Origin of the sequence: Arsukibacterium sp. (assembly GCF_036735525.1) — a bacterium.
Taxonomy (GTDB): domain Bacteria; phylum Pseudomonadota; class Gammaproteobacteria; order Enterobacterales; family Alteromonadaceae; genus Alishewanella.
This window is the reverse complement of record NZ_DAINOE010000013.1, coordinates 37,159-60,182: the sequence shown is the minus strand read 5'-3', so window position 1 is coordinate 60,182 and position 23,024 is coordinate 37,159. Positions and strand designations below refer to the sequence as shown.

The 23,024-nt window shown below is 48.1% G+C and carries 23 protein-coding genes; 18 read left to right on the top strand and 5 right to left on the bottom strand.

The genetic code is table 11. The features are described from left to right. The 3 genes from V7D78_RS04520 to V7D78_RS04510 all read right to left on the bottom strand — a co-directional run. On the bottom strand, positions 1–857 hold an 857-nt coding region (locus tag V7D78_RS04520; protein WP_333607241.1), incomplete at its 3' end, for a carboxyl transferase domain-containing protein. A 1-nt stretch (position 858) separates the two neighbouring features. Continuing rightward, positions 859–2,028 (bottom strand): isovaleryl-CoA dehydrogenase, encoded by a 1,170-nt coding sequence (locus V7D78_RS04515; protein ID WP_333607240.1) that lies wholly within the window; start codon positions 2,026–2,028, stop codon positions 859–861. Positions 2,029–2,061: 33 nt separating this feature from the next. Then, positions 2,062–2,475, bottom strand: coding sequence for a MerR family transcriptional regulator (locus tag V7D78_RS04510; RefSeq protein ID WP_333607239.1), 414 nt, complete (start codon positions 2,473–2,475; stop codon positions 2,062–2,064). 264 nt (positions 2,476–2,739) lie between these two features. Here V7D78_RS04510 and V7D78_RS04505 point away from each other — a divergent pair, with 264 nt between their 5' ends. The 10 genes from V7D78_RS04505 (at position 2,740) to V7D78_RS04460 (ending at position 12,896) form a co-directional block, all read left to right on the top strand. Beyond that, on the top strand, positions 2,740–3,945 hold the full coding sequence (locus V7D78_RS04505) for a thiolase family protein (protein WP_333607238.1): 1,206 nt from the start codon (positions 2,740–2,742) through the stop codon (positions 3,943–3,945). Between the two features lie 82 nt (positions 3,946–4,027). Further along, positions 4,028–5,524 carry a CoA-acylating methylmalonate-semialdehyde dehydrogenase gene (locus tag V7D78_RS04500; RefSeq protein WP_333607237.1) on the top strand — a complete coding sequence of 499 codons (1,497 nt, stop codon included), beginning with the start codon at positions 4,028–4,030 and terminating at the stop codon, positions 5,522–5,524. Positions 5,525–5,641: 117 nt separating this feature from the next. Next, positions 5,642–6,799 (top strand): acyl-CoA dehydrogenase family protein, encoded by a 1,158-nt coding sequence (locus V7D78_RS04495; protein ID WP_333607236.1) that lies wholly within the window; start codon positions 5,642–5,644, stop codon positions 6,797–6,799. A gap of 11 nt (positions 6,800–6,810) precedes the next feature. Further along, entirely contained in the window at positions 6,811–7,584 is a 774-nt protein-coding gene (locus V7D78_RS04490; RefSeq protein WP_333607235.1) for an enoyl-CoA hydratase, read from the top strand. Positions 7,585–7,589: 5 nt separating this feature from the next. Further along, entirely contained in the window at positions 7,590–8,726 is a 1,137-nt protein-coding gene (locus V7D78_RS04485) for an enoyl-CoA hydratase/isomerase family protein (protein ID WP_333607234.1), read from the top strand. Positions 8,727–8,753: 27 nt separating this feature from the next. Further along, positions 8,754–9,647, top strand: a complete 894-nt coding sequence (gene mmsB, locus V7D78_RS04480; protein WP_333607233.1) for a 3-hydroxyisobutyrate dehydrogenase — start codon at positions 8,754–8,756, stop codon at positions 9,645–9,647. A gap of 246 nt (positions 9,648–9,893) precedes the next feature. Beyond that, positions 9,894–10,652, top strand: coding sequence for an SDR family oxidoreductase (locus V7D78_RS04475; RefSeq protein WP_333607232.1), 759 nt, complete (start codon positions 9,894–9,896; stop codon positions 10,650–10,652). Between the two features lie 214 nt (positions 10,653–10,866). Further along, positions 10,867–11,313 carry a nuclear transport factor 2 family protein gene (locus tag V7D78_RS04470; RefSeq protein ID WP_333607231.1) on the top strand — a complete coding sequence of 149 codons (447 nt, stop codon included), beginning with the start codon at positions 10,867–10,869 and terminating at the stop codon, positions 11,311–11,313. A 2-nt stretch (positions 11,314–11,315) separates the two neighbouring features. Continuing rightward, complete coding sequence (locus V7D78_RS04465; RefSeq protein ID WP_333607230.1) at positions 11,316–11,618, top strand: YciI-like protein; 303 nt, start codon at positions 11,316–11,318, stop codon at positions 11,616–11,618. 585 nt (positions 11,619–12,203) lie between these two features. Continuing rightward, the gene (locus tag V7D78_RS04460) at positions 12,204–12,896 is read left to right on the top strand and encodes a hypothetical protein (protein WP_333607229.1); all 693 of its coding nucleotides are present in this window, start codon (positions 12,204–12,206) and stop codon (positions 12,894–12,896) included. A gap of 102 nt (positions 12,897–12,998) precedes the next feature. On the opposite strand, the gene V7D78_RS04455 is transcribed toward V7D78_RS04460, so the two are convergent. After that, positions 12,999–13,826 carry a MipA/OmpV family protein gene (locus V7D78_RS04455; RefSeq protein WP_333607228.1) on the bottom strand — a complete coding sequence of 276 codons (828 nt, stop codon included), beginning with the start codon at positions 13,824–13,826 and terminating at the stop codon, positions 12,999–13,001. A gap of 346 nt (positions 13,827–14,172) precedes the next feature. Between V7D78_RS04455 and V7D78_RS04450 the strand changes: the two genes are divergently transcribed. Together V7D78_RS04450 and V7D78_RS04445 are read left to right on the top strand one after the other, a co-directional pair. Continuing rightward, positions 14,173–15,072: a tetratricopeptide repeat protein gene (locus V7D78_RS04450; protein ID WP_333607227.1), complete on the top strand. Its 900-nt coding sequence runs from the start codon at positions 14,173–14,175 to the stop codon at positions 15,070–15,072. A gap of 208 nt (positions 15,073–15,280) precedes the next feature. Then, positions 15,281–15,466, top strand: a complete 186-nt coding sequence (locus V7D78_RS04445) for a hypothetical protein (protein WP_333607226.1) — start codon at positions 15,281–15,283, stop codon at positions 15,464–15,466. Between the two features lie 89 nt (positions 15,467–15,555). Here the strand turns inward: V7D78_RS04445 and V7D78_RS04440 are convergent, their stop codons facing one another. Further along, complete coding sequence (locus V7D78_RS04440) at positions 15,556–18,912, bottom strand: TonB-dependent receptor domain-containing protein (RefSeq protein WP_333607225.1); 3,357 nt, start codon at positions 18,910–18,912, stop codon at positions 15,556–15,558. Positions 18,913–19,343: 431 nt separating this feature from the next. On the opposite strand from V7D78_RS04440, the gene V7D78_RS04435 reads away from it, so the two are divergent. The 6 genes from V7D78_RS04435 (at position 19,344) to V7D78_RS04410 (ending at position 23,004) form a co-directional block, all read left to right on the top strand. Further along, a complete protein-coding gene (locus V7D78_RS04435; protein ID WP_333607224.1) occupies positions 19,344–19,496 on the top strand; it encodes a hypothetical protein in 153 nt (50 codons plus the stop codon). Between the two features lie 220 nt (positions 19,497–19,716). Further along, on the top strand, positions 19,717–21,666 hold the full coding sequence (locus V7D78_RS04430) for an extracellular catalytic domain type 1 short-chain-length polyhydroxyalkanoate depolymerase (protein WP_333607223.1): 1,950 nt from the start codon (positions 19,717–19,719) through the stop codon (positions 21,664–21,666). Positions 21,667–21,881: 215 nt separating this feature from the next. Next, positions 21,882–22,079 (top strand): DUF3185 family protein, encoded by a 198-nt coding sequence (locus tag V7D78_RS04425; protein WP_333607222.1) that lies wholly within the window; start codon positions 21,882–21,884, stop codon positions 22,077–22,079. Positions 22,080–22,214: 135 nt separating this feature from the next. Beyond that, complete coding sequence (locus tag V7D78_RS04420) at positions 22,215–22,391, top strand: hypothetical protein (RefSeq protein ID WP_333607221.1); 177 nt, start codon at positions 22,215–22,217, stop codon at positions 22,389–22,391. Then, entirely contained in the window at positions 22,388–22,780 is a 393-nt protein-coding gene (locus V7D78_RS04415; protein WP_442886498.1) for a PRC-barrel domain-containing protein, read from the top strand. The genes V7D78_RS04420 and V7D78_RS04415 overlap by 4 nt, the downstream gene beginning before the upstream one ends. A 62-nt stretch (positions 22,781–22,842) precedes the next feature. Beyond that, entirely contained in the window at positions 22,843–23,004 is a 162-nt protein-coding gene (locus V7D78_RS04410) for a hypothetical protein (protein WP_333607220.1), read from the top strand. Positions 23,005–23,024: the final 20 nt, after the last annotated feature.

The following is a 23,024-nucleotide window of genomic DNA, read 5'->3' as shown; positions in this document are numbered from 1 at the left end:
GCGTCATACAGCGGCTCTTGCAGCGCTTTCGCATCCATGGCCTGGGCGGCAGGGCGGTTTAAACGCGATACTGCATTGCGCGCCAGTTGCAGCGCATGCTCGTCATTTAATGCATAGTGATCAGCCACGCCGGAGATTTTACAGTGCACATCAGCACCGCCCAGCTCTTCGGCCGACACTTCTTCACCGGTGGCGGCTTTGACCAGCGGCGGGCCGGCTAAAAAGATGGTGCCCTGATCTTTGACAATAATGCTTTCATCGGCCATCGCCGGTACATAAGCACCACCGGCGGTACACAGGCCCATGACAACGGCAATTTGCGGAATGCCTTTGGCTGACATATTGGCCTGATTAAAGAAAATGCGGCCAAAGTGCAGTTTATCGGGGAACACCTCATCCTGGCGTGGCAGGTTAGCGCCACCGGAGTCCACCAGATAAATACAGGGCAGGTGACAGCGCTCGGCTATTTCCTGCGCCCTTAGGTGTTTTTTAACGGTAAGTGGGTAGTAAGTGCCGCCTTTCACGGTGGCGTCGTTGGCGACAATCATGCATTCAACGCCACTGACCCGGCCAATACCGGCTACTACGCCTGCGCTAGGCACATAGTCGTCGTAGCATTCCCAGCCGGCAAACTGGCCCACTTCTAAAAACGGTGAACCGGGGTCAAGTAGCTTTTGAATACGCTCACGCACAAACAATTTGCCACGGGCCGTATGGCGGGCAATTAATGCCTCACCACCACCGAGTTTAATTTGTTGTACTTTGCTGTTCAAATCGTCCACCACCGCTTGCATAGCAGTGGCGTTTTTCTGAAATTCTTCAGTACGCGGATTAATTTTGCTAGCGATCTTGGTCATATTAGTTCGACTCAGTAAATAACTCGCGGCCAATTAACATGCGGCGGATTTCTGAGGTGCCGGCACCAATTTCATACAGCTTGGCATCCCGTAATAAACGGCCGGTAGGGTATTCGTTAATATAGCCATTGCCGCCCAACAACTGGATGGCATCCAGCGCCATCTTGGTGGCCAGCTCAGCCGAGTATAAAATGACCGCTGCGGCATCTTTACGGGTGGTTTCACCGCGATCGCACGCTTTAGCGACGGTATATACATAAGATTTGGCGGCATTCATCTGGGTGTACATATCGGCTAGTTTGCCCTGTACCAGTTGGAATTCCCCAATCGCCTGACCAAACTGTTTGCGGTCGTGAATATAAGGTACGACGACATCCATACAGGCTTGCATAATGCCCAGTGGGCCTGCAGCCAGAACGACACGCTCGTAATCCAGGCCGCTCATTAACACTTTAACGCCACCGCCCACCTGGCCCAGCACGTTCTCGGCTGGTACTTCGCAATCTTCAAATACCAGCTCACAGGTGTTAGAGCCGCGCATCCCTAATTTGTCCAGCTTCTGCGCTGTGCTGAAGCCTTTAGTGCCGCGCTCAACGATAAAAGCAGTAATGCCTTTGCTGCCGGCGTTAATATCGGTTTTAGCGTAAATGACATAGGTGTGGGCGTCAGGGCCGTTGGTGATCCACATTTTATTGCCGTTTAAAATGTAGATATCGCCTTTTTTCTCGGCGCGCAGCTTCATGCTGACCACATCCGAGCCGGCATTAGGCTCGCTCATGGCCAGGGCGCCAATATGTTCACCAGAGCAGAGTTTTGGCAGGTACTTCATTTTTTGTGCTTCAGTACCGTTGCGGAAAATCTGATTCACACACAAATTAGAGTGCGCACCGTAGGATAAACCGACCGAAGCCGAGGCGCGGCTGATTTCTTCCAGCGCCACCACATGCTCTAAGTAACCCAGGCCCGAGCCGCCGTATTGTTCATCAACGGTGATGCCCAGCAGGCCTAAGTCACCAAATTTACGCCATAACTCATTTGGAAATTCGTTAACCTGATCAATGTGCTCGGCACGCGGGGCGATTTCTTCACGGGCAAAGGCGTTCACCTGCTCGCGGATCATGTCTACGGTTTCGCCCAAGTCGAAGTTTAAACCTTTATAACTGCTAATCATGATAATTCCCCGTTGCTGTTCGCCGCTGCAGCCTTAGAGTGCTGAGCCGCTTTTTGATTGTTTGGCACTTGCCAGGGTGTCACGGCAGCGTTTTTCTACCGTCACCAGTTCCATCAGCACCACTTTGATATCGTCCAGTTGCTGATGAAGCTCGGCCTTTTTATGTTCAATAAGTTTTAGCATGGTATTCAGCTGGGTCACGCTGCTTTTATCGGCATCGTACAGCTCAAACAATTGGCCGGTTTCGGACAGGCTAAAGCCCAGTCGTTTACCGCGCAGAATAAGTTTCAGGCGCACCCGATCCCGCTTAGAATAAATACGAGTCTGACCACTGCGTTGTGGTGTAATTAGGCCCTGATCTTCATAGAAGCGAATACTGCGCGTGGTAATATCAAATTCCTTCGCTAGCTCGCTGATACTGTAGGTTTTCTCGTCTTTTTCTGTCATGGTCGCCTTCCCGAAAAACGCCAGCAACTATAAGTGAAGTTTACGTAAAGGTAAAGCTGTTGGCAGGTGGCGCTCTGGGCTGAAACAGCAAATTTGCCCGCTTTGTAAAGCTAAGATGCCAAAATAGCTGCAGTAGACTGTACAGTATTTTGAACCCTTGAGGGGCTACACTACCATAGTGTTATTAGGTTGACGTTGGCGTAAACGTAAATTTGGTGTAGGCTCTTGGGCATCTTTTCAGGCCAACCTTTGTAGGAGAGAAAAATGGCTTCTGACAACAAAGAACAACATAACGCAGATCATATCGTCATAGTGGCAGCTAAGCGCACCGCCATGGGCGGTTTTATGGGCGGCTTAACCGATGTCGATGCTACGGTATTGGGCGCGACTGCTATTAAAGCGGCATTAGAGCAGGCGGGCATCAGCGGCGATAAAGTCAGCGAAGTCATTATGGGTAACGTGCTGCCAGCCGGTTTAGGCCAGGCTCCGGCCCGTCAGGCCACCTTAAAAGCCGGCTTACCGCTAAGCGCCGGTGCGACTACCATTAATAAAGTATGTGGCTCAGGCTTGAAAGCCGTGATGCTGGCCAGCGATTTACTGAAAGCAGGCAGCGCCGATGTGGTGGTAGCCGGTGGTATGGAGTCAATGTCAAACGCGCCCTATTTACTGCCTAAAGCTCGTAGCGGCTACCGGATGGGCCATGGCGAGATGAAAGATCATATGATGCTGGACGGCCTGGAAAATGCTTATGACGGCAAAGCCATGGGCTGTTTTGCCCAGGGCACTGCAGACGAAAAAGGCATCACCCGCGAGCAGATGGATGCCTTTGCCGTACAATCCACCACCCGTGCCCAGCAAGCGATTGCCAGCGGTGCTTTTGATGCCGAAATTGCCCCGGTAAGTTTTCAAACCCGTAAAGGCGAAGTGATCTTTAAGGTGGATGAGCAGCCAGGCAATGCCAAACTGGATAAAATCCCCAGCTTACGCCCGGCTTTTGCTAAAGACGGTACCATTACTGCGGCTAATTCCAGCTCCATCTCTGATGGCGCAGCCGCGCTGGTGCTGATGCGCGAAGCAGACGCTAAAGCCCAGGGCGCTAAGGTACTGGCCCGGGTTATCGCACATGCCACGCATTCCATGGAACCCGCTTTATTTACCGTAGCACCGGTGGGCGCTATGCAAAAAGTCTTGCAAAAAGCCGGTTGGCATAAACAGCAGGTTGATCTGTGGGAAATTAACGAAGCCTTTGCCATGGTCACCATGCTGGCGGTGAATGAGCTGGGCCTTGATCAAGCTAAAGTCAACGTCAATGGCGGCGCGTGCGCCCTGGGCCACCCGATAGGCGCGTCAGGTGCCCGCATCCTGGTAACCCTTATTCATGCACTGCGACACCGCGGCTTGAGTAAAGGTGTCGCCTCACTGTGTATCGGTGGCGGTGAAGCTGTAGCCTTAGCGATAGAAGTGAATTAAACAATATTTTTTTGAACCGCTGGCTGAGATTATTAAACAGACAATACGCCAGCGGTACACCCAAACAACCGGGAGAAGCAAGATGACACAACAGGTCAAACATTTTATCGACGGCGAGTTCGTCACTTCAAACAGTGACAAACTGATCCCCGTCACCAACCCGGCTACCCAGGAAGTGATAGCGCAGGTACCTTGTGCCACGCCTGAAGAAATGACCCGGGCGGTAGAGTCGGCCAAAGCGGCCTTTTTAACCTGGAAAGAAGTGCCCGTATCAGAGCGCGCCCGTTTAATGATGCGCTTTGCCCATTTATTAAAAGAGCACCAGGGCGAAATTGCCGACATTATCTGTCAGGAATTAGGCAAAACGGTAGAAGATGCCAAAGGCGATGTTTGGCGCGGTATTGAAGTAGTAGAGCAGGCGGCCAATATCCCGTCATTAATGATGGGCGAAACCGTGGAAAACGTGGCGCGCAGCATTGACACCTACAGCTACATTCAGCCGCTTGGCGTTTGTGCCGGTATTACCCCTTTTAACTTTCCGGCGATGATCCCGCTGTGGATGTTCCCGATGGCCATTGCCTGCGGTAATACCTTTATCTTAAAACCGTCTGAGCAAGATCCGATGACGGTTAACAAAATTGCCGAGCTGTTTGTGAAAGCCGGCGCGCCCAAAGGCGTGTTGCAGGTAGTGCACGGCGCCAAAGAGCAGGTGGATGCGATACTGCACCACCCGGATATTAAAGCGATTTCTTTTGTTGGCTCAGTCAACGTGGGCCAGTACATTTACAAAACCGGTACCGATAATTTAAAGCGGGTACAAGCCTTTGCCGGCGCGAAAAACCATATGGTGATTATGCCGGATGCCAATAAGCAGCAGGTAGTAAATGCCTTAGTCGGTGCTTCTGTCGGCGCGGCCGGTCAGCGCTGTATGGCGATATCAGTGGCGGTGTTTGTCGGCGCAGCTGCCGAGTGGATCCCGGACGTAGCAGCTGCCATTGGCAAAGTACGGCCAGGTGTGTACACCGATCCGAACGCCGCTTATGGCCCGCAAATCAGCCCACAGGCGCGCGCCCGGGTGTTGTCGTTAATTGAGCAGGGTAAAAAAGAAGGCGCGACCTGTGTGCTGGATGGCTCAAACTGCACCGTCGAAGGTTACCCGAACGGTAACTGGGTTGGTCCAACGGTGTTTAGTAACGTCACTACCGACATGGAAATTTACAAGCAGGAAATCTTTGGCCCGGTATTAACCACTATGCAGGTAGATTCACTGGCTGAGGCATTAAAAGTAGTGAATGACAGCCCATACGGTAACGGTACTTCTATCTTTACCGCCAGCGGTGCCGCTGCCCGTAAGTATCAGCATGAAGTGGAAGTCGGTCAGGTAGGCATTAACATTCCTATTCCGGTGCCACTGCCGTTTTTCTCGTTCACCGGTTGGAAAGGCTCTTTCTACGGTGATCAGCATGCTTATGGTAAGCAGGCGGTGCGTTTTTACACCGAGACCAAAACTATTACTGCCCGCTGGTTTGATGACGATATTCCGGTATCTGGCCCGAATATGTCGATTAACCTGCGTTAATAACAGCGATAAGACAGGCTTAACATATCGTTAAGCCTTTTGGATGAAGGCTGCAACGGTCGGCTTAGCAAAGTCTGCAGTCCTCATCAGACATCGGATTTAAATCAGGATGTAGCAATGAATTTCAATTTAACCGAAGACCAACAAGCCTTTGTTGATGTAGCCAAACAGTTTGCCGAGCAAGAGCTGGCGCCATATGCTGCGCAGTGGGATCGTGATCATCATTTCCCCAAAGACGTGATTCAAAAAGCCGGTGAGCTGGGCTTTTGCTCACTGTATACGACAGAAGATGACGGTGGTATGGGCTTGTCGCGCTTAGATTCGTCGATTATTTTTGAGCAACTGGCGATGGGCTGTACTGCCACGACTGCCATGCTGACTATTCACAATATGGCGACCTGGATGATCGCAACCTGGGGTACCAGTGATGCGAAAGCCGAGTGGGTAGAGCATTTAGTCACCGGCCAGAAGCTGGCATCTTACTGCTTAACTGAGCCAGGCTCAGGTTCAGATGCGGCGGGTTTGCGCACTTCTGCCAAAAAAGACGGCAGTGACTATGTGTTAAATGGCTCTAAAATGTTTATCTCTGGTGCTGGTGAAACCGAAGTATTAGTCGTGATGGCCCGTACCGGTGAAGCTGGCCCCAAAGGCATTTCAGCTTTTATCGTGCCGGCCGATGCTAAAGGCGTTATTTACGGCAAAGCAGAAGAAAAAATGGGCTGGAACGCTCAGCCAACCCGCTTAATTACTTTTGAAGATGTGCGTATTCCTGCCCACTATTTGCTGGGCAACGAAGGCGAAGGTTTTGGCTTTGCCATGAAAGGCCTGGACGGTGGCCGCATTAATATCGCCACCTGTTCTATTGGTACCGCGCAACAAGCGCTAAACACCGCCCGTAACTATATGCTGGAACGCCAGCAATTTGGCAAGCCATTAGCCGCGTTTCAGGCACTGCAGTTTAAGCTGGCAGATATGGCCACCGAGCTGGTGGCAGCAAGGCAGTTAGTGCGTTTAGCGGCCTTTAAACTGGACCAAAAAGATAGCGAAGCCACCGCTTACTGCGCCATGGCCAAGCGTTTTGCCACTGACGTCGGTTTTGCGGTATGTGACCAGGCGCTGCAGCTGCACGGTGGTTATGGTTACATTAAAGAGTATCCACTGGAGCGGCATTTCCGTGATGTTCGGGTGCATCAGATTTTAGAAGGCACCAATGAAATCATGCGGCTGATTATCGGTCGGCGTTTATTGGATGAAGCTGCAGGCGATATTCTGTAAAGGAGACGGGCATGGCGCAATTAAAATTAGAAAAACGCGGCCACACGGCACTCATTACTATGGCGAATCCGCCAGCCAATACCTGGACCCGCGATACCCTTACGCAGTTGCGTGATGCGGTGAAAAGCCTGGAGGATGACAAAAACATTTATGCGTTAGTTATCACCGGCGAGGGCGAGAAGTTTTTCTCTGCCGGTGCTGATTTAAAATTATTTGCCGATGGTGATAAAGCGGTAGCCAGCGACATGGCACGTATTTTTGGTGAAGCCTTTGAAACACTGAGTGCGTTTCGGGGCGTGTCTATTGCCGCCATTAATGGTTATGCCATGGGCGGCGGTCTTGAAGTGGCGCTGGCCTGTGATATTCGTATTGCGGAGCAACAAGCACAAATGGCGCTGCCAGAGGCCAAAGTGGGGTTATTACCTTGCGCGGGTGGCACCCAAAATCTGGCCTGGCTGGTAGGTGAAGGCTGGGCAAAGCGGATGATCTTATGCGGGGAGCGCTTAACGGCTGATAAAGCACTGCACATAGGCCTGGTGGAAGAGGTTGTTGCTCAGGGCGGCGCTTTAGATGCGGCGCTGGCGCTGGCTGAAAAAGTGGCTGCGCAAAGTCCGGTAGCGGTAACGGCTTGTAAAAAATTGATCCAGCAGGGCCGCAGTAACAGCATTAACAGTGCGCTGCCATTGGAGCGTGAGTTATTTGTCGGGCTGTTTGACAGCAAAGATCAGGTGGAAGGGGTGCAAGCCTTTTTAGAAAAACGCCAGGCTAACTGGGTTAATGGGTGACTAATATGAGTACAGACGTAGTGTTATATCAGGAACTTACGGCTGACAATGGCAAAAAAATTGCTATTGCGACTCTTAATTCTGAAAAATCGTTAAATGCGTTAAGTTTACCGATGGTGGAGTCGTTATTGCCACAAATGCTGGCCTGGAAGGCGAACCCCGACATTGCCATGGTCATGATTGAGGGCGCCGGTGATAAAGCCTTTTGTGCCGGTGGTGATATTCGTGATTTATATCAGGCGATGAAAGACAGCCCGGAATATTATCACCCTTATGTGGAAGAGTTCTTCACCAAAGAATATACGCTGGACTACCTGATTCATACCTTCGATAAGCCAGTGCTGGTGTGGGGGAATGGCATAGTGATGGGCGGCGGTTTAGGCCTGATGGCGGGCGCTTCGCATCGGGTGGTCACTGCCAGTAGCCGTATTGCTATGCCTGAGATGGCGATTGGTTTGTACCCTGATGTCGGTGCCAGCTGGTTTTTAAACCGTATGCCTGAGGGCTGCGGGCTGTTTTTGGGCTTAACCGGTGCTTCTATTAATGCGGCCGATGCCAAATTTATTGGCCTGGCAGATCACTTTATCAGTCATGACAAAAAGGCCGCGGTAGTGACAGCCTTGCAGCATATCGGCTGGGGTAATACCGTGGCGCTGAACCATCAAAAGTTGGCTGATGCGCTGCGACTGATTGAGCAGCCTTGTCGTACCTTGTTGCCGCTCAGTCAAATCCGTCCGCATCAGTCGGCAATCAGTGCCCTGGCAAAACAGCCAAGCCTGGCGGATGTCATCAGCGCCATTAATGCGATGCAAGGCGACGACAAATGGCTGGTGAAGGCGAAAGAATCGCTGGCTTATGGTAGCCCTATTACCGCGCATCTAGTGTTTCGCTTGCTGCAGCTGGGCCAGACTAAAATTCTGGCAGACAGTTTCAGGCTGGAGCTGGGCTTGAGTGTGCAATGTGGTCAGCTGGGCGAGTTTCAGGAAGGGGTGCGCGCCTTATTGATTGATAAGGACTTAACCCCCAACTGGCGTTATAAAACGGTAGAGCAGGTGCCGGCAGAGGTGATTGAAATGCTATTTAGCTCACCCTGGCCCGCAGCGGCGCATCCGCTTCGTACCCTGGGTTTGTCCGAGAATTAATTACACCATAACGATAAGGGATCAAAGATGGCTAAGGTTGCATTTATCGGTTTAGGAAATATGGGTGGCCCTATGGCCATCAATTTAGTCAAAGCCGGACATCAGGTCACGGCCTTTGATTTATCAGCTGAGGCTTTGGCGCAGTTAAAGGCAGAAGGCGCCGCTACCGCAAGCTCTGCTGCACAGGCGGTAGCTGGGGCGGAATTTGTTATTTCTATGCTGCCAGCCGGCAAGCATGTACTGGGCTTATATTTAGGCGAGCAGGGCATAACAGCCAGCATCAGCAACACTGCGCTGGTAATAGATTGCTCTACTATTGATGCTGACAGTGCGCGCAAGGTAGGGGCGGGTTTAGCTGCAAAGGGGATCGCCTTTATCGATGCACCGGTTTCTGGTGGCGTGGGTGGCGCAAAAGCCGGCACCTTAACCTTTATTGTCGGCGGTGAAGACGCGCACTTTGAGCGGGCTAAAACGGTGCTGGCAAACATGGGTAAAAACCTGTTTCATGCCGGTGCTGTCGGCGCCGGTCAGGTGGCGAAAATCTGTAACAATATGCTGCTGAGTATTTTAATGGTGGGCACTTCAGAAGCGCTGCAAATGGGTGTGGATAATGGCCTGGATCCTAAAGTGCTGTCAGACATTATGCTGAAAAGCTCTGGTCGTAACTGGACCTTAGAGCTGTATAACCCTTGTCCGGATGTGTTGCCTAATGTGCCATCCTCTAACGGCTATCAGGGCGGTTTTATGGTCGATTTAATGGCTAAAGATCTGGGCCTGGCGTTGGAAGCGGCCACACAAAGTAATAGCAGTACGCCGATGGGGGCGCTGGCACGTAATTTATATGTCACGCATCAGCGGGCAGGTAATGGCAAACTGGATTTTTCCAGTATTTTTCAGATGTTTGAAAATAAGAATAGATAATTAAGTAGTAGTGGCCCGCTGCTACTGCGTACATTTTTTCTGAGACACGCCATAAACCATCCATGGGGCTCGATTATGAACTTCATCCGTGAAGTTCACCCTCGCGGGCCAGCGGAGCTGTTCAAATTCGTTCCTGACGAATTTGTCCGGCCATCCATGGCCTGTAACGGTCTCAGAAAAAAGTACATCCGTATCCGCTACTGCGGCTGTTGGTGCAGAATAATACTTGAAAATTAAGGTAGATAAATGAACCTGAAAAACAAAACCATAGTCATCACCGGTGGCGCTCAGGGCCTGGGCCTGGAAATGGCCCGCATGTGTGCTGCTGAAGGCGCTAAACTGGCGTTAATTGATATGAATGCTGAGCAATTAGCGGCGGCCAAAGCTGAGCTGTCTGCCAGCACTACAGTTAACACTTATAGCGCGAATGTGGCAGATGAGGCGCAGGTTGAGGCGACCTTTGCGCAAATCGACAGCGATTTTAACGGCATAGATGGTCTGATTAACAATGCCGGTATTTTGCGTGATGGCCTGCTGCTGAAATATAAAGATGGCGAGCTGGTCAGCAAAATGCCTTTAGCCCAGTTTCAGTCGGTGATTGACGTTAACCTGACCGGGGTATTTTTGTGTGGCCGCGAAGCCGCTGCCGCTATGGTGAAACGCGGCACTAAGGGCGTCATCATCAATATGTCAAGCGTAGCCCGTGGCGGTAATATGGGGCAAACCAATTATGCCGCCTCTAAAGCCGGTGTGGTCGCCATGACAGTCACCTGGGCGCGCGAGCTAGGCCGTTACGGTATCCGGGTAGGCGCTATCGCCCCCGGCGTTATTCGCACGGCCATGACCGATGCCATGAAGCCAGAAGCCCGTGATCGCTTAGAAAAAATGAAGCCTGTAGGGCGTTTAGGCGAAGCCAGCGAAATAGCTCACACCGCTAAATACATTTTTGAAAACGACTTTTTTACCGGCCGGGTAATAGAAATCGACGGTGGCATCAGCATGTAAGCTGTTTGTTACCGGTACAAAAAAGACGCTGCGGCGTCTTTTTTATTGGTGCCGATCTGCCTGACAAGCTCAGGTAATCTTGCAACAGTTTAAACCGGATTTAGCCAGTAATGATTAAGGTAAAGATGATACAAAATCTGCAACCGTGGTTACTTTAAATTCAGATTCTGTGATAGCTTAACGTTTAACAACAAGCGCTTACTAGGGACCCACCATGAATACCAGCTTTCGGACTATGGCCACTTTACTCAGTGCGACACTGTTCAGCGTCATTTTAGTTACCCCAGCCTTTGCTAAAGCCGAGCTTACCGCCTTACTTAGCGAGTTTTTAGACGGCGCTACCCGTAACGATCCGGCTATTCATAATAAATACTGGGCTGAAGATTTAATTTACACCAGCTCAGCCGGTAAACGCTTTGGTAAAGCTGAATTAATGCAATCGGTATCCAGTCGTGGTGAGCTAAAGCCCAGTGAAATAGGCATACGAGATAGCAGTGAAGATGTGCAGATTTTACAATATGGCGATACTGCAGTTGTCGCTTTTACTCTGGTTGGCATCTCAGACACCGAAACCCTGCGCTTTTTAAACAGCGGTACTTTTATCCGCAAAAATGGCCAATGGCAGGCGATTAACTGGCAGGCAACGAAAAAAGCGGACTAATAATGAAGCACTTTATTTTGATATATGACACCGCTGCCGATTATCTGCAACGCCGCGCTGAGTTTCGCTCGGCCCATCTGGCATTGGCATGGCAAGCGGCTGAACGAGGTGAGTTGTTCCTTGCTGGCGCTGTGGGTGAGCCTGCCGACAGCGCATTACTGCTGTTTCATTGCGACAGTGCCGACATTCCGGCGGCGTTTGCCAAAGCAGACCCTTATGTCATTAACGGCCTGGTAAAACGCTGGCAGGTTAAACCCTGGCATACGGTAGTAGGCGAGGGCGCAGCTAATCCGGTAACACCATAGCCAGCGAGCTCATGCCAGCGGCAATACAACAGAAAACAGCGCGGTGCTTAAGCAATGATTTGCTCAGTCTGTTACAGCAATACAGCGTTGCCATGGTAAGTTTTTCGCTCAGCGATGCAATATGCCGCAAAAAAGGGCTGCGTTGTGCTAAAAGCGGATATTTCTTCAACACGGCATAGATTGACTACTAAAAAATATGCTTTTCGCATCTGGATTCCACCAATGTATTTTAGACATATTGATAGATACAGGAGTCCAAAAACCTTTGTTTATAGTGTATATAATCTGCAGACCTAACAATATGGCGAAAGTCACAAATTCGCTCAAAACTGACTAAAACTTTAAATATTTACAAACCCTTGATAATACAGTTTTCACTGCATGCTTGAGCCTAGCCAAAAACCAGTTGTTAAAACTCAACAAGCAACATATCCGCTTCTGCAGGCACTTAATCATGATATTCGAAAGCGGCTGAACCAATTGTAATTTCAGTAAATTAAACGTAACGTTAAACGCCTCTAACAGGTATTAGTAAAAGACTCGGGTTTAAACTCTGCATATGCGGCACGGCCGCCAAGAGGCGTTATGGAAGAAAGTAAGTTTTTTAAATGGGTGTGGCGTTTCAATGGGGTTGTTATTGCTCTGGCCAGCGCCCTGGCAGTGATTTTGATGGTTTATTTCAGCTACAAAATTTACAGTGACATCACCCGGGTGAGAACTACTGGAAACGTTGTTAATATTGAACAGTCTACCCCAGTACAACAAAACTGGCGCTTAGGCCATATGTCGGAAGTTAAAGGAAGCACCTACGTTGTCATACCGTTAAACTCAGAGCAAAGTTATGACCGTTCTTACTTCAGTAAGTCCGCATCCTCTATACGTAATTACTTGTTTATCGATACTCAGTCAGAGCACAAAGCCTGGTTGTTTGAGCATAATAAATTTTTAATCACTAGCCGTGTCACTATTTCTGCCGGGCAATATGCCAGTTCTGACAAGCCTGTGCTGGCCTACTTATACGAGGTAGTTAAAAGCGATACAAACCGCGATGGCCATTTGACCAACGCTGATTTGAATACTGTGGCGCTGTCTAAGCCGGATGGCTCAGGTTACACCGAAGTACTAACGGATATTGATGCACTACTGGGTAATACGTTAACTCAGCACAACACAATACTGATCATATTTCAGCGCAGTGGAACAGGCTATACCGCTACTATCGACTTAGATTCTTTTGCCGTTATTCATGAATCAGCACTGCCAAAAGTTGGCTTATAATCCTTTGGGGTCAGGCCTTGTTCTTTGCGTTAATAGTTAATCGGTTAACATATGCAAGATGAAAGGCCTGAACCTGGTGGCCAGCTATATTGCCAGGCAAAGCTAAAATATATAAATAAAACCTACGCCGACTTCCGCTTCGTAGCTACTGCGTGCGATTGGGCTGCGCTTAATCTCGCTACTGTAGCCTTCATAAAGCACCTCTGCAAAAACCTGCCAATTTTGGTTGATCACATTCCGATAATTGTAGTGCAAGCCAATAGAGCGGAATCCACTGCTTAAGTAGGTTTCGTTCAGGCCTGATGCAGCTGATTGCACAGCATCAATGCCAAACTCATTATTTGCCAGCTTACTGTCGTGAAAAACTGCAACCACCGAAAATTCAGAGCCAGAACCGTCGTTACGGTCACCGAAGCGGCAACCAGCACCAAAAATACCCAGATTACCCTTATTACCTGTGACCACCCGGCCATCTAGCCAATAGCGCCAATCGGCATCGAACGCCCGGCGCGCTTGCAGTACCAGTTCAACACCTTCATCGCCATCTCCAAGTCCATTCAAGTAGCCTTTTTTGGAGTCACTCTCTTCACGCCCCTCATCAAAGCCAACAGTCACCTCAAAAAGCCAGATATCAGCACGAAGACCACGCCAACCCAGCGCTTCTCCGGCCCAGTAGAAAATATTGTTACCGCTGCGCCATTGTACCGCCCCAGCAGGATCCACTTCAAAACCGAATTCGTCCGATCCTTCATAGGCCGATTCGTATTCAATGCCCAAACCCAGCCCGACGCTCCAGCCATCCTTCCCCCTGGTAAAGTCTTCGAGTGAGGGTAAGGGCACTAAGGCGGTGTTTTCGTCCTGTGCTAATGCGGTTTGAAAAAACAGCGAAGAGGTGATTAAAGACAATAGCAATGTCGTGAGTTTTTTCATGTAAATTTTCCAGTATAGGGAGCAAAAAAAACATTCAGTTAAAGCCATTACTACATACGGCTTTTGTAGGTAGATCACACTATCACTTTTTATAATGCTCAATGTAAAGTGCTTTTCACCGAGTGGTTTAACGGTTGATGCAAAGCATAAAATTCGCTGCTCGTTAATAGCAGCCGAGAGATTTATATAGCACATCCTTGATACCCCGAGAGTCAGTGCTACTAGCGATTAAATGGCTATTCAGGCTTTATAAAAGGAACTAATGTAAAAATTTTGCATATTGACAGTATATATTTTGGGGGCTAACCTGATTAAAAACTAATCACCTAAAAAAGGATTTAAGATAATGAACATAAACAGGCTGTTGTTAGCAATGACCTTAGTTGGGTCTTTATCCCTTATACCATTGCATGCTCAGACCAATATTCATGGCCCAAGCGATTTGGGCTGTAGCCAAGGCATGTGTAATGCGCAAATCAGGACTCTGCATTCACTGGCCAGGTACGGTAGTTTTGAAGCCATGACCTTGCTCAGTATGATTTATGCAACAGGGGATGGGCGAGAGGCTGATCCGAAAAAGGCCCTGAGTTACTTGCAACGTGCGGTTCGTTATCGCCATCCGATGGCGGTCTTTTTACTTTCTGAGTGGCACCGCGAAGGCCTGGTGGTAGAACAGGATCTAGAGCAGGCAGAAGCGTTATTGACGCAAGCCGTTGAGCTTCATTTCTCGCCAGCGCAATTTAAAAGAGCCATGCAGCTACTGCAGCTATCCGATGACGACAGCGTGGCTGCTGGTATGGATTTACTGCACAAAGCCAGCAATACGCAACTGGTTGATGCCATGTTTGTGTTAGCCAGATTAAAACAAGAAGGTTTATTTACGGCTCAGGATCTGGAAGGCGCCGCTACTCTGTTTAAAAACCTGGTGTTATCCGGACATGAACTTTCCAGGCCCTATTTAAGAGAAACTATAGCTGCACTGGCACCACAACCAGAAGCGGCAAAATTGGTGGCCGATTTACAACAATCTTATGATATGGAAGTCATTCAGGTTATTGGACGTGACTTTAAAACTGATACTATGCTGAGCAATATGGTGGTCCAATTGCAACGCACTGGCCTTTATGTGCGTGGCAGTATGAGCAGAATTAGAACAACGCCTTGCGATGGAACCCACGGTTGTGCTTCGATTCAACCCAGGGCGGGGGATAGAGATTTAATACAAACACTGACTCATCGTTATTAATGCCCTAGCCTGAATAGGTTACTAAAATGCCAGCTTCGTTAGCTGGCGTTTTTTATGGTGAAAACAACAAGGATAGTTTAATTTTCATATATTTAGCCGTTGTGTGGTTACTCTGTTTAGATTTCCTCTGAATGTTTCTTTGCTGCGACAATCGAAACTTAGACACGGGGTCATGCCGCCAACAAAGGAAAGCCGCATAGGGTAAGCCATGAGAGTCGTTAAAATTTTTTATTTTGTGTTGTTGTTTGTGGTTATTTACATTGCCGATACCGCAGGCTTTTTCAGGAATATGGCTTGGTATTACAAAGGGCTGATTATTTCCAGCGCTATACTACTGTATTTTTTTGTACTGGCGCCGTTTATTCAGAGAGTGATTGCCGCACAAAAGGATTAGCTCATTATTGGCCTTTGCTGGAGTGTAGTAGCGGTAAATAAAAAGCTCTGGTATCTACCAGAGCTTTTTTATCTGTCAAATAGTGAAAATTAGATTCGAATATTTACACCAAAAAAGAAAGTTCGGCCTTGAGCGCTTGCCGGGTAGGCAAAGTTAGTTATGAATGGTTTTTCGTTGCCCACATTATTGACACCGCCGTACAACATCAATTCAGTGCCAAATTGATAGCTTGCGTTCAGATTGTGCACCATAGTTGATGGCATCATTACCACATCACCATACAAGGACTGATAGGTATCTTTTATGGCAAATCTTAATAGCTGCTTACCGTAGTATTGAGTTTGCCATGCCAGTCGCAGGTCCTGATAGTTCCAGGAAAGGTTTAGGTTACCAGCCAATTTTGGGTTGCGAGTCTCTTCTAGGCGATCGTCAACATCATTAATATCAAGAGGGTTGGTAAAATCTTTCAAGGTATTCAAGCGTGTTCCTGCCACGCGGGTTGAAAAACTATGCTCGCCAATGTCAAAAGTATAGCCAACGGAGAAATCAACACCAGCAGTTTCACGTTTAGCAAAGTTGATGTCAGTCGACTTCATAAAATTAAAGCCACCAAAGAAAATGGAATTTGGGTCTGAATTTCGGGTGAGCAACTGACAAAATTGCTGGTTTAACGTTGCACCAGTATAACAACCGTCAGCTATATTTTGTCCACTTACCGCATTGATTGCATTTTTTAATTCAATACTCCAGTAATCGACACTCATATTAAAACCAGGAAGAAAACCAGGTGTGTATACAAAACCTAAAGTCATTGTTTTTGCTGCTTCTTCCTCCAAATTGGGGTTACCACCAACAACACCGCCGAAAGCTGCTGTTAAGGGATCTGAAAAGTTATAGTTACCATTACTATCATATGGGTCTAATGAAATAGTATTAAAAAAGGCAACACAATTGCTCAGAGTGTTATTGGCAAGCTCAGGATTTCCTGCTCTTATTGCATTAATTTGGGCGGCATCACAAGGGTCAACAGGACGGAAGGTTGTGCCCGTCTCAGGCCCAAATAGCTCGGTAATATTGGGTGCGCGAACTGCTTCGGAAATACCGGTGCGCACTCTTAGATCTTGTATGGGTGCCCATAACAGATTAGCCCGCCAAGTATTGGTAACGCCTATTGTTGAATAATCAGAAACTCGTGCCGCTAAATCCAGAGTGAGTTCTTCTGCGAAGGGAGCATCAAACAATAAGGGAATGGATAATTCGCCAAACGCCTCATAGACGTTATAGTCTCCGGTTTCATTACGAGTGATTAATGCTGGACGAAAGGTAAGTTTATTGTTGCTCGACACATCGGCCACATTTGTACCGGCAGGGAATGGTGATCCCGCAGGTAGAACGCCTCTTTGCCAGGGGTCAAACTCAGCTTTGGATGTTTCTCGACGAAGTTCAACACCCGCAGCAAAAGCAATACTTCCAGCAGGCAGTTCAAAGTAATCACCAAAATCACCTGCTAAAGATGCAGATAAAACGGTTTGATCTAAGGTAATTTTACTTTCTTCGGTGCGAGTAACCCAGTCTATAGCTTGTTGGGTGATCCCTCTGCGGCCAGCCCAGATATTGAGAGGAACACAACTGCCGTCACCTGGGGTAAAGGTAAAGTAACCTGGATCATAAGTTGGAATATCAAAGGGTGTTCCCATGGCTGGTGCTGCTGGGTTTACATTCACCCGGCAAGTAGCCTGGCCTGTTGTAGGGTGAGAAACGGCATCAATTGCTGCCATAAACCGGTCAACAATAATACGATTTTGTCCTTGTGTCTCACGGCTGAACTGACCATACACCGCACTGGCATCCCAGCTCCAGCCATTTTTAAGAAAACCATCTACACTGACAACGGCACGCATGGTTTCGCGGGTTTCTAAGGTTAATCCTTGACCTATACCGATGGGATCAATAGTGATGGAAACCCCTCCGGTTTGTTCTGCTATAGGGCGTATAAATGCTGGCAGGAATGGATTGTCCGGTGCGCCAAGTAACAAATCCCAGAATGATGTCGGTTGCGACGTGTTTTCTACTTCTTGACGGACAAATTTCAGATCTCCCCGAAGCACAATATCATTTGTCAGATTAAAGCTACTCAGTAAATTGATCGCAACGCGTCTTTCAGGAGGTAATAAATAACTATCCTGTTGACGAATAGTATCAAAGGAGTCGCCGCCAAAACCTTGAGTAGGGCTGGCAACCAAGCCATCTTTAACCGGACGGTATGTACCATCGGCCTGAACTGTCCAACATCCACCCAGGGCTCCAAAAGCACCGGGAGCAAAAGAAGAGGACCAGCCAGTAAATGAGTCCAGGCAGTCTGGGATACCATTGTTATTTAAATCAATGGGAGTAAATTCATCAAAGCCAGCAAAATTAAAGCCATTGCCGGGTGCAATCAGACCGTATCCTGAACTAAATGGAAATGTCCGACCCGGCAAAATAGCGCGTTGTGGGGCATTTGCGGCACGGTTAATTAAAGCTAACTCGGCAGAGGTTAAGGTAGGGCGACTGCCAAATGCGGCTTCATAATTGTTAAGAAATGCCTCAACAGTGCCAGGAATATTCAGACCATAGTTTGGACGGCCTTGTGAAGGGTTATAAAACTGATGAAAGTGAGGCGTGTTGCTGGCCGTTAAATCGCCAATTTGAAAACGACGATCAGGATTGAGCCAGTCACGCCCTGAACCTATAAAAACCCCGTCTTTTCTTTCTGATGCACGTAAACCGTAATCTCTGCCGTATGCCACATTTACTGCAACATTACCCCGGCTGTCAGCAAAGTTTGTGCCCCATGTGGCATCTAATTTATACTTGTGGGCTCCTCCTTCATCAGCTCCGCTGGTTTGTGCATCAAATTCAAAGCCTTCAAAATCTTCGCGTAAAATAAAGTTAACCACTCCAGTTACTGCATCGGCACCATAAACCGCAGAGGCTCCTCCCGTTAGCACTTCAACGCGACGGATTAAACTAGTGGGTATTGAGCCAACATCAACCGCAGAAGAGCCCTGAGTACCACCAACATGGCGTTTACCATTCACCAGCACTAAGGTTCGGTTAGCACCCAAACTACGCAAATTTAGCACATTGGTACCTGTGGCAAAGCCACTTTCATTAGCCATTTGGCTTGTGGTTGATGAAAATAATGCCGGAATATCGTTTACCACATCAGCTATGGAAAACTCACCAGACATACGGATATCTTCTTCACTTATTGATTGCACCGGTGATGGTGATGCTAAGTTCGCATCACGAGAAATCCGCGAACCTGTCACCATAATGCGTTCAACGCTTTCTTCCGTTACTTCTTCTTGCTCATTACTAAGCGTTAATGGTGCATAAAACATTGATGATACAGCTGCAGCAACTACTGATTTTTTAAATACGTCAAGTTGATTTGTCTTCATTATTTACCTACTTGTCTCAGGGTTTACAAAAAATATGAGCAATATATGTGCCGATATCAAGCTGATAATGAAAAGAAATTAACTGCACCGGTAGCTGATTTTGAATTATTATTCTTGTTTTTTGAATAATAAGCTGATTTTGAGGGGGGTTTACCAGTCTGACGTTTTTATTGGTGCAGTACTGTAAAAAAATTAGAATATGAAAAACATATTGTTAGGGGTTTTTGCACTCATTTTGTGCACAATGCGCCATTTTAATATAAAGCTGCTCATAGATAATTAAGCGGTTTTTTTATAGCAATCACCTTGCTAGGAATGATGTATGCATTTGCTTTTAATGGTTTAAAAGTTTTAGATAGCACAATTTTTTACTTTATTAGAGGTTGTAAGCCTTAACATAGTTTTCAAAGTAATCTCATCCAGCTTATGCCATGAGAGTCATTAAATTTTTTTATTTTGTGTTGTTTGTGGTTATCTACATTGCCGATACCGCAGGCTTTTTCAGGAATATGGCCTGCTATTTCAAAGGGCGGATTATTTCCGGCGCTATACTGCTGTATTTTTGTGCTGGCGCCGGTTATTGAGAAAATGCTTGCCTCTAAAAACGCATAGGACGGCTTTCAAGCGTGGATGATTCGCGGTTTTACTGCTTGCAGCACTAAAGTACTAAGCCGTTTTAGGTTGATGCCCTCTATAGTTATTGGGCATCGGAGCAAGCTACAGCGGAGTCAGAGATTGAAACAAGGAGAAGTAGCGTCGCTGCGGTGTTCACTTAAACTATAAAAATGATAAGGAACAACAGACGTGAAAATTCAAGCTTTTAGCCGGGCCGCTGCTGTGTTGGCCTGTGCAATCTTCGCCACTGGGCTACTTGTTAAGCCAGCCATTGCCGGTAGTTGGCAGCAAAATGTCAGCGTGGGTGGCTTTAATAAAGTACATATATACAAGCCCGATAGTATCTCTGCCATTGGCCAGGGGCGCGGGCTAATGGTGGTACTGCATGGTTGCACCCAATCCATCGATGCTTATTTAAGCGCAAATTTAACACAGGCCGCTGAGCAGTATGGCTTGGTCATTGCAGTGCCGGATGCGATGAACAAAGCCGGTTTTGGTTGTTGGTCTTATTGGCAGGGCACCAAGGCCAGAAACGCTGGTGATTATAAAAATCTGATTACTTTAGCGAATAACCTGATAGCCGATCTCAGTTATCAGATCGATCCAAATCAGGTGTATATTGCCGGTTTATCATCCGGTGCAACATTTGCTAATACCACCGCCTGTCTGGCCCCCGATGTGTTTGCGGGTATGGGGATTAGTGCTGGTCCCAGCATTGGCACAAGCTCCAGTGGAGCTATTGGTCCTTGTGAAACCGCTAACGTTGCATCACGCTGTGCCCAGTATGCTGGCAGCTATGCCAGTTATTTCGACAGTCAGATAGCGGCTATTGCCCATGGCCGTAACGATACTACGGTTAACCAGTGCTACAACGAGCAAAATGGCAACGGTATGGCCAATTTATATAATGTAAATCGGCAAAGCGGTGAAAACCTGATTAGCCATGGTGCCGGCCGCACCGCAGATGAAAGCCTGTGGCAGGATGGGCGAGTGTCTATGCTGTGGCTGAATAATGTTGATCATGCCTGGTCAGGCGGGCAGGGAGCCAGTGGTTCTTATATCAATAGCAACGGTATTAACTATGCCCGCTACCTGGGGCAGTATTTTTTAGAAAATAACCAGCGGGTTAATCGCAATAGCCCACCTGAGCTCAGTCATATCGCTGTTAGTAAGCAAAGCAATGTGGTCACTATTACTGGTATTGCATCAGATGCGGATGGCGATGCGATAACCATCAGCGCCAGCTTTACCGATAGTGTCGGCGTGCAGCAGCTGTTCACCACTGAACCTGCAGCCGGCGGACAGTTCAGCATGAGTAGTTCACCATTAGCTGATGATTGGTATCAATTGACCGTCAGCGCCACCGATAGCGGCGGACTTAACAGTAGCGCCTTTACTGAACAACTGCTTATAGGCCCGCCGCCACCGGCTACGCCTCCAGAGTTGTCTGAGTTAGCGGTAGCGATAAATGGTCAATGCGCGCTGGTTAGCGGCCGGGTGTTTGATTTAAACCGGGATTTGGAGACTGTGGTTGTAGAATTTAGTAACGGCACAGTGAGTGCGACTATCAATGCAGATTTATTTAGCGCACAGCAGTGTCAACTGGCAGGCGGAGCACAAAGCGCGTTAATAACCGCCACCGATTTGGGCGGATTATTCAGCGCAGAGCTACTGAACTTCACAATAGATGCTGGCCAGAATGCCACCTTAGATCAGCATATCAGCGCCGGTCGGCTTGACTACACAAACTATGCTAACTGTTATCTGGAATATGGTACTGCCAGTTTTGTGTTACGTGAGCAAGTGATAACCGGTAATCAGTGCCGCTGGCAAGACGACGATGCCAGTTGTTTTGGCCCGGCACAAAGCTGCAGTACAACAGGGCCGGGTGATGGTGGTGATCATGGCGGCGGTGATAATGGTGGCAACCCAGCACCCCCACCATCAGATTGTGTGGCTTTTACTACCAATAACTATAGCCACAAGCTCGCCGGGCGGGCTTACAGTACTGGCAATTTTTTCTTGCCAGATTATTTTGCCACTGGCAGCAATGCCAGTTTAGCTGGCTCGACCTGGGGGATCAGTACCTTATCATCCAGCGACGGCAGTTATTGGCAAGCAGGCGCCTGCCAGCAGTAAATAGCGTGTTTTAAAAAGGCCTTGTTTTTGTTTGCACAAAACAAGGCCTGACCCCTGCAAGTTTTTTCCTTTCTTGTTTAAAAATGCTGGCCTAAGTTCGCTAGCGTACAGATCTGGCGATGGCCATCTCTTATGTTAAACATTCCATTGTGCAGCTAGGTTTAGCGTAGCCAATAGCTGATAGTCAGTGTCATCACTCAAAGGATCAGATACCCATGATGAATAATAACCTGTTCGCCATAGTCTTAATTGTTGTGGCATTAGTGCTTTTTTTCTTTGCCTATCGATCATCGCAACGTTTGGGTGATCAGTTTAAGGAAGCCGTAACAGGGCGTTACACCGATGCCACTATCTGGTTTCTGATTTTTGGGGCTGTGGCCGCGGTGTCAGGTATTGGTTTGCTGCTCTTTTGACATTCTGTTGGTTAAGTTAGATAGCGTACAGACCAGGTATTAACGGTCATCTATCTTAGGAAGCTCGCCCTGCCTCTGTTTAGGTTTAGACCAAGAGGCAGGTAAGACCTGAATCAATTTGTTGGAGCACGGATTATGAAGTCGAATCAAGCTACAGGAAGTGACAGCAAGGACAGTGCAAAGGCTAAGGATAGCGGTAAGCAGCATGCTGGCAAAGGCCCGGAGCCAAAAACCAAAGCTGATAAACAGGGCGGCAAGAATGACGCTGTGTTAAAGGATATTAACAGCAAAACCAAGAAGGAATCAAAATGAACTTTGCAACGAACCAAGCTAATAGCGGCCTTGCCGCGGCTGATAACATGCCGGGCTCAGGTCATTTACTGAGTGCCGACAGTATTACCGGCGATGAAGTGTGCAATATGCAAGATGAGAAGCTGGGTAAAATCCAGGACATCATGCTTGATGTTAATGATGGCACTATTCGTTATGCGGTGCTGTCATCAGGTGGCTTCCTGGGTATGGGGGATCGCCTGTTTGCTGTGCCATGGAAAGCCTTCACGCTGGATGCACACAACAAGCGTTTTCTGCTGGATGTTGATGCCGATCGCATTAAAAATGCCCCTGGTTTCGACAAAGATAATTGGCCAAATATGGCGGATCCAAGCTGGAATTCAACTGTCGAGTCTTACTACGCCAGGTGATGTAAACCGTTGTTCAGCATTCAGCTGAACGGGTTGCTTAATTAACTATCAGGAGGCCTATCATGGCTAACCAGAAAAATCAGAATGAACGTCCAGCAATGGATGAAGAAAAACGTCAAGGTGGCTACAAAGATCAACGAGATAAAAATAAGCCATCTAAACAACAACCCGATATGGACTCTGACAAAAATCAGATCCCAGGTCAGAAAAACGCTCGCACCTAGTCACTAAAGCAAGCCCCTTT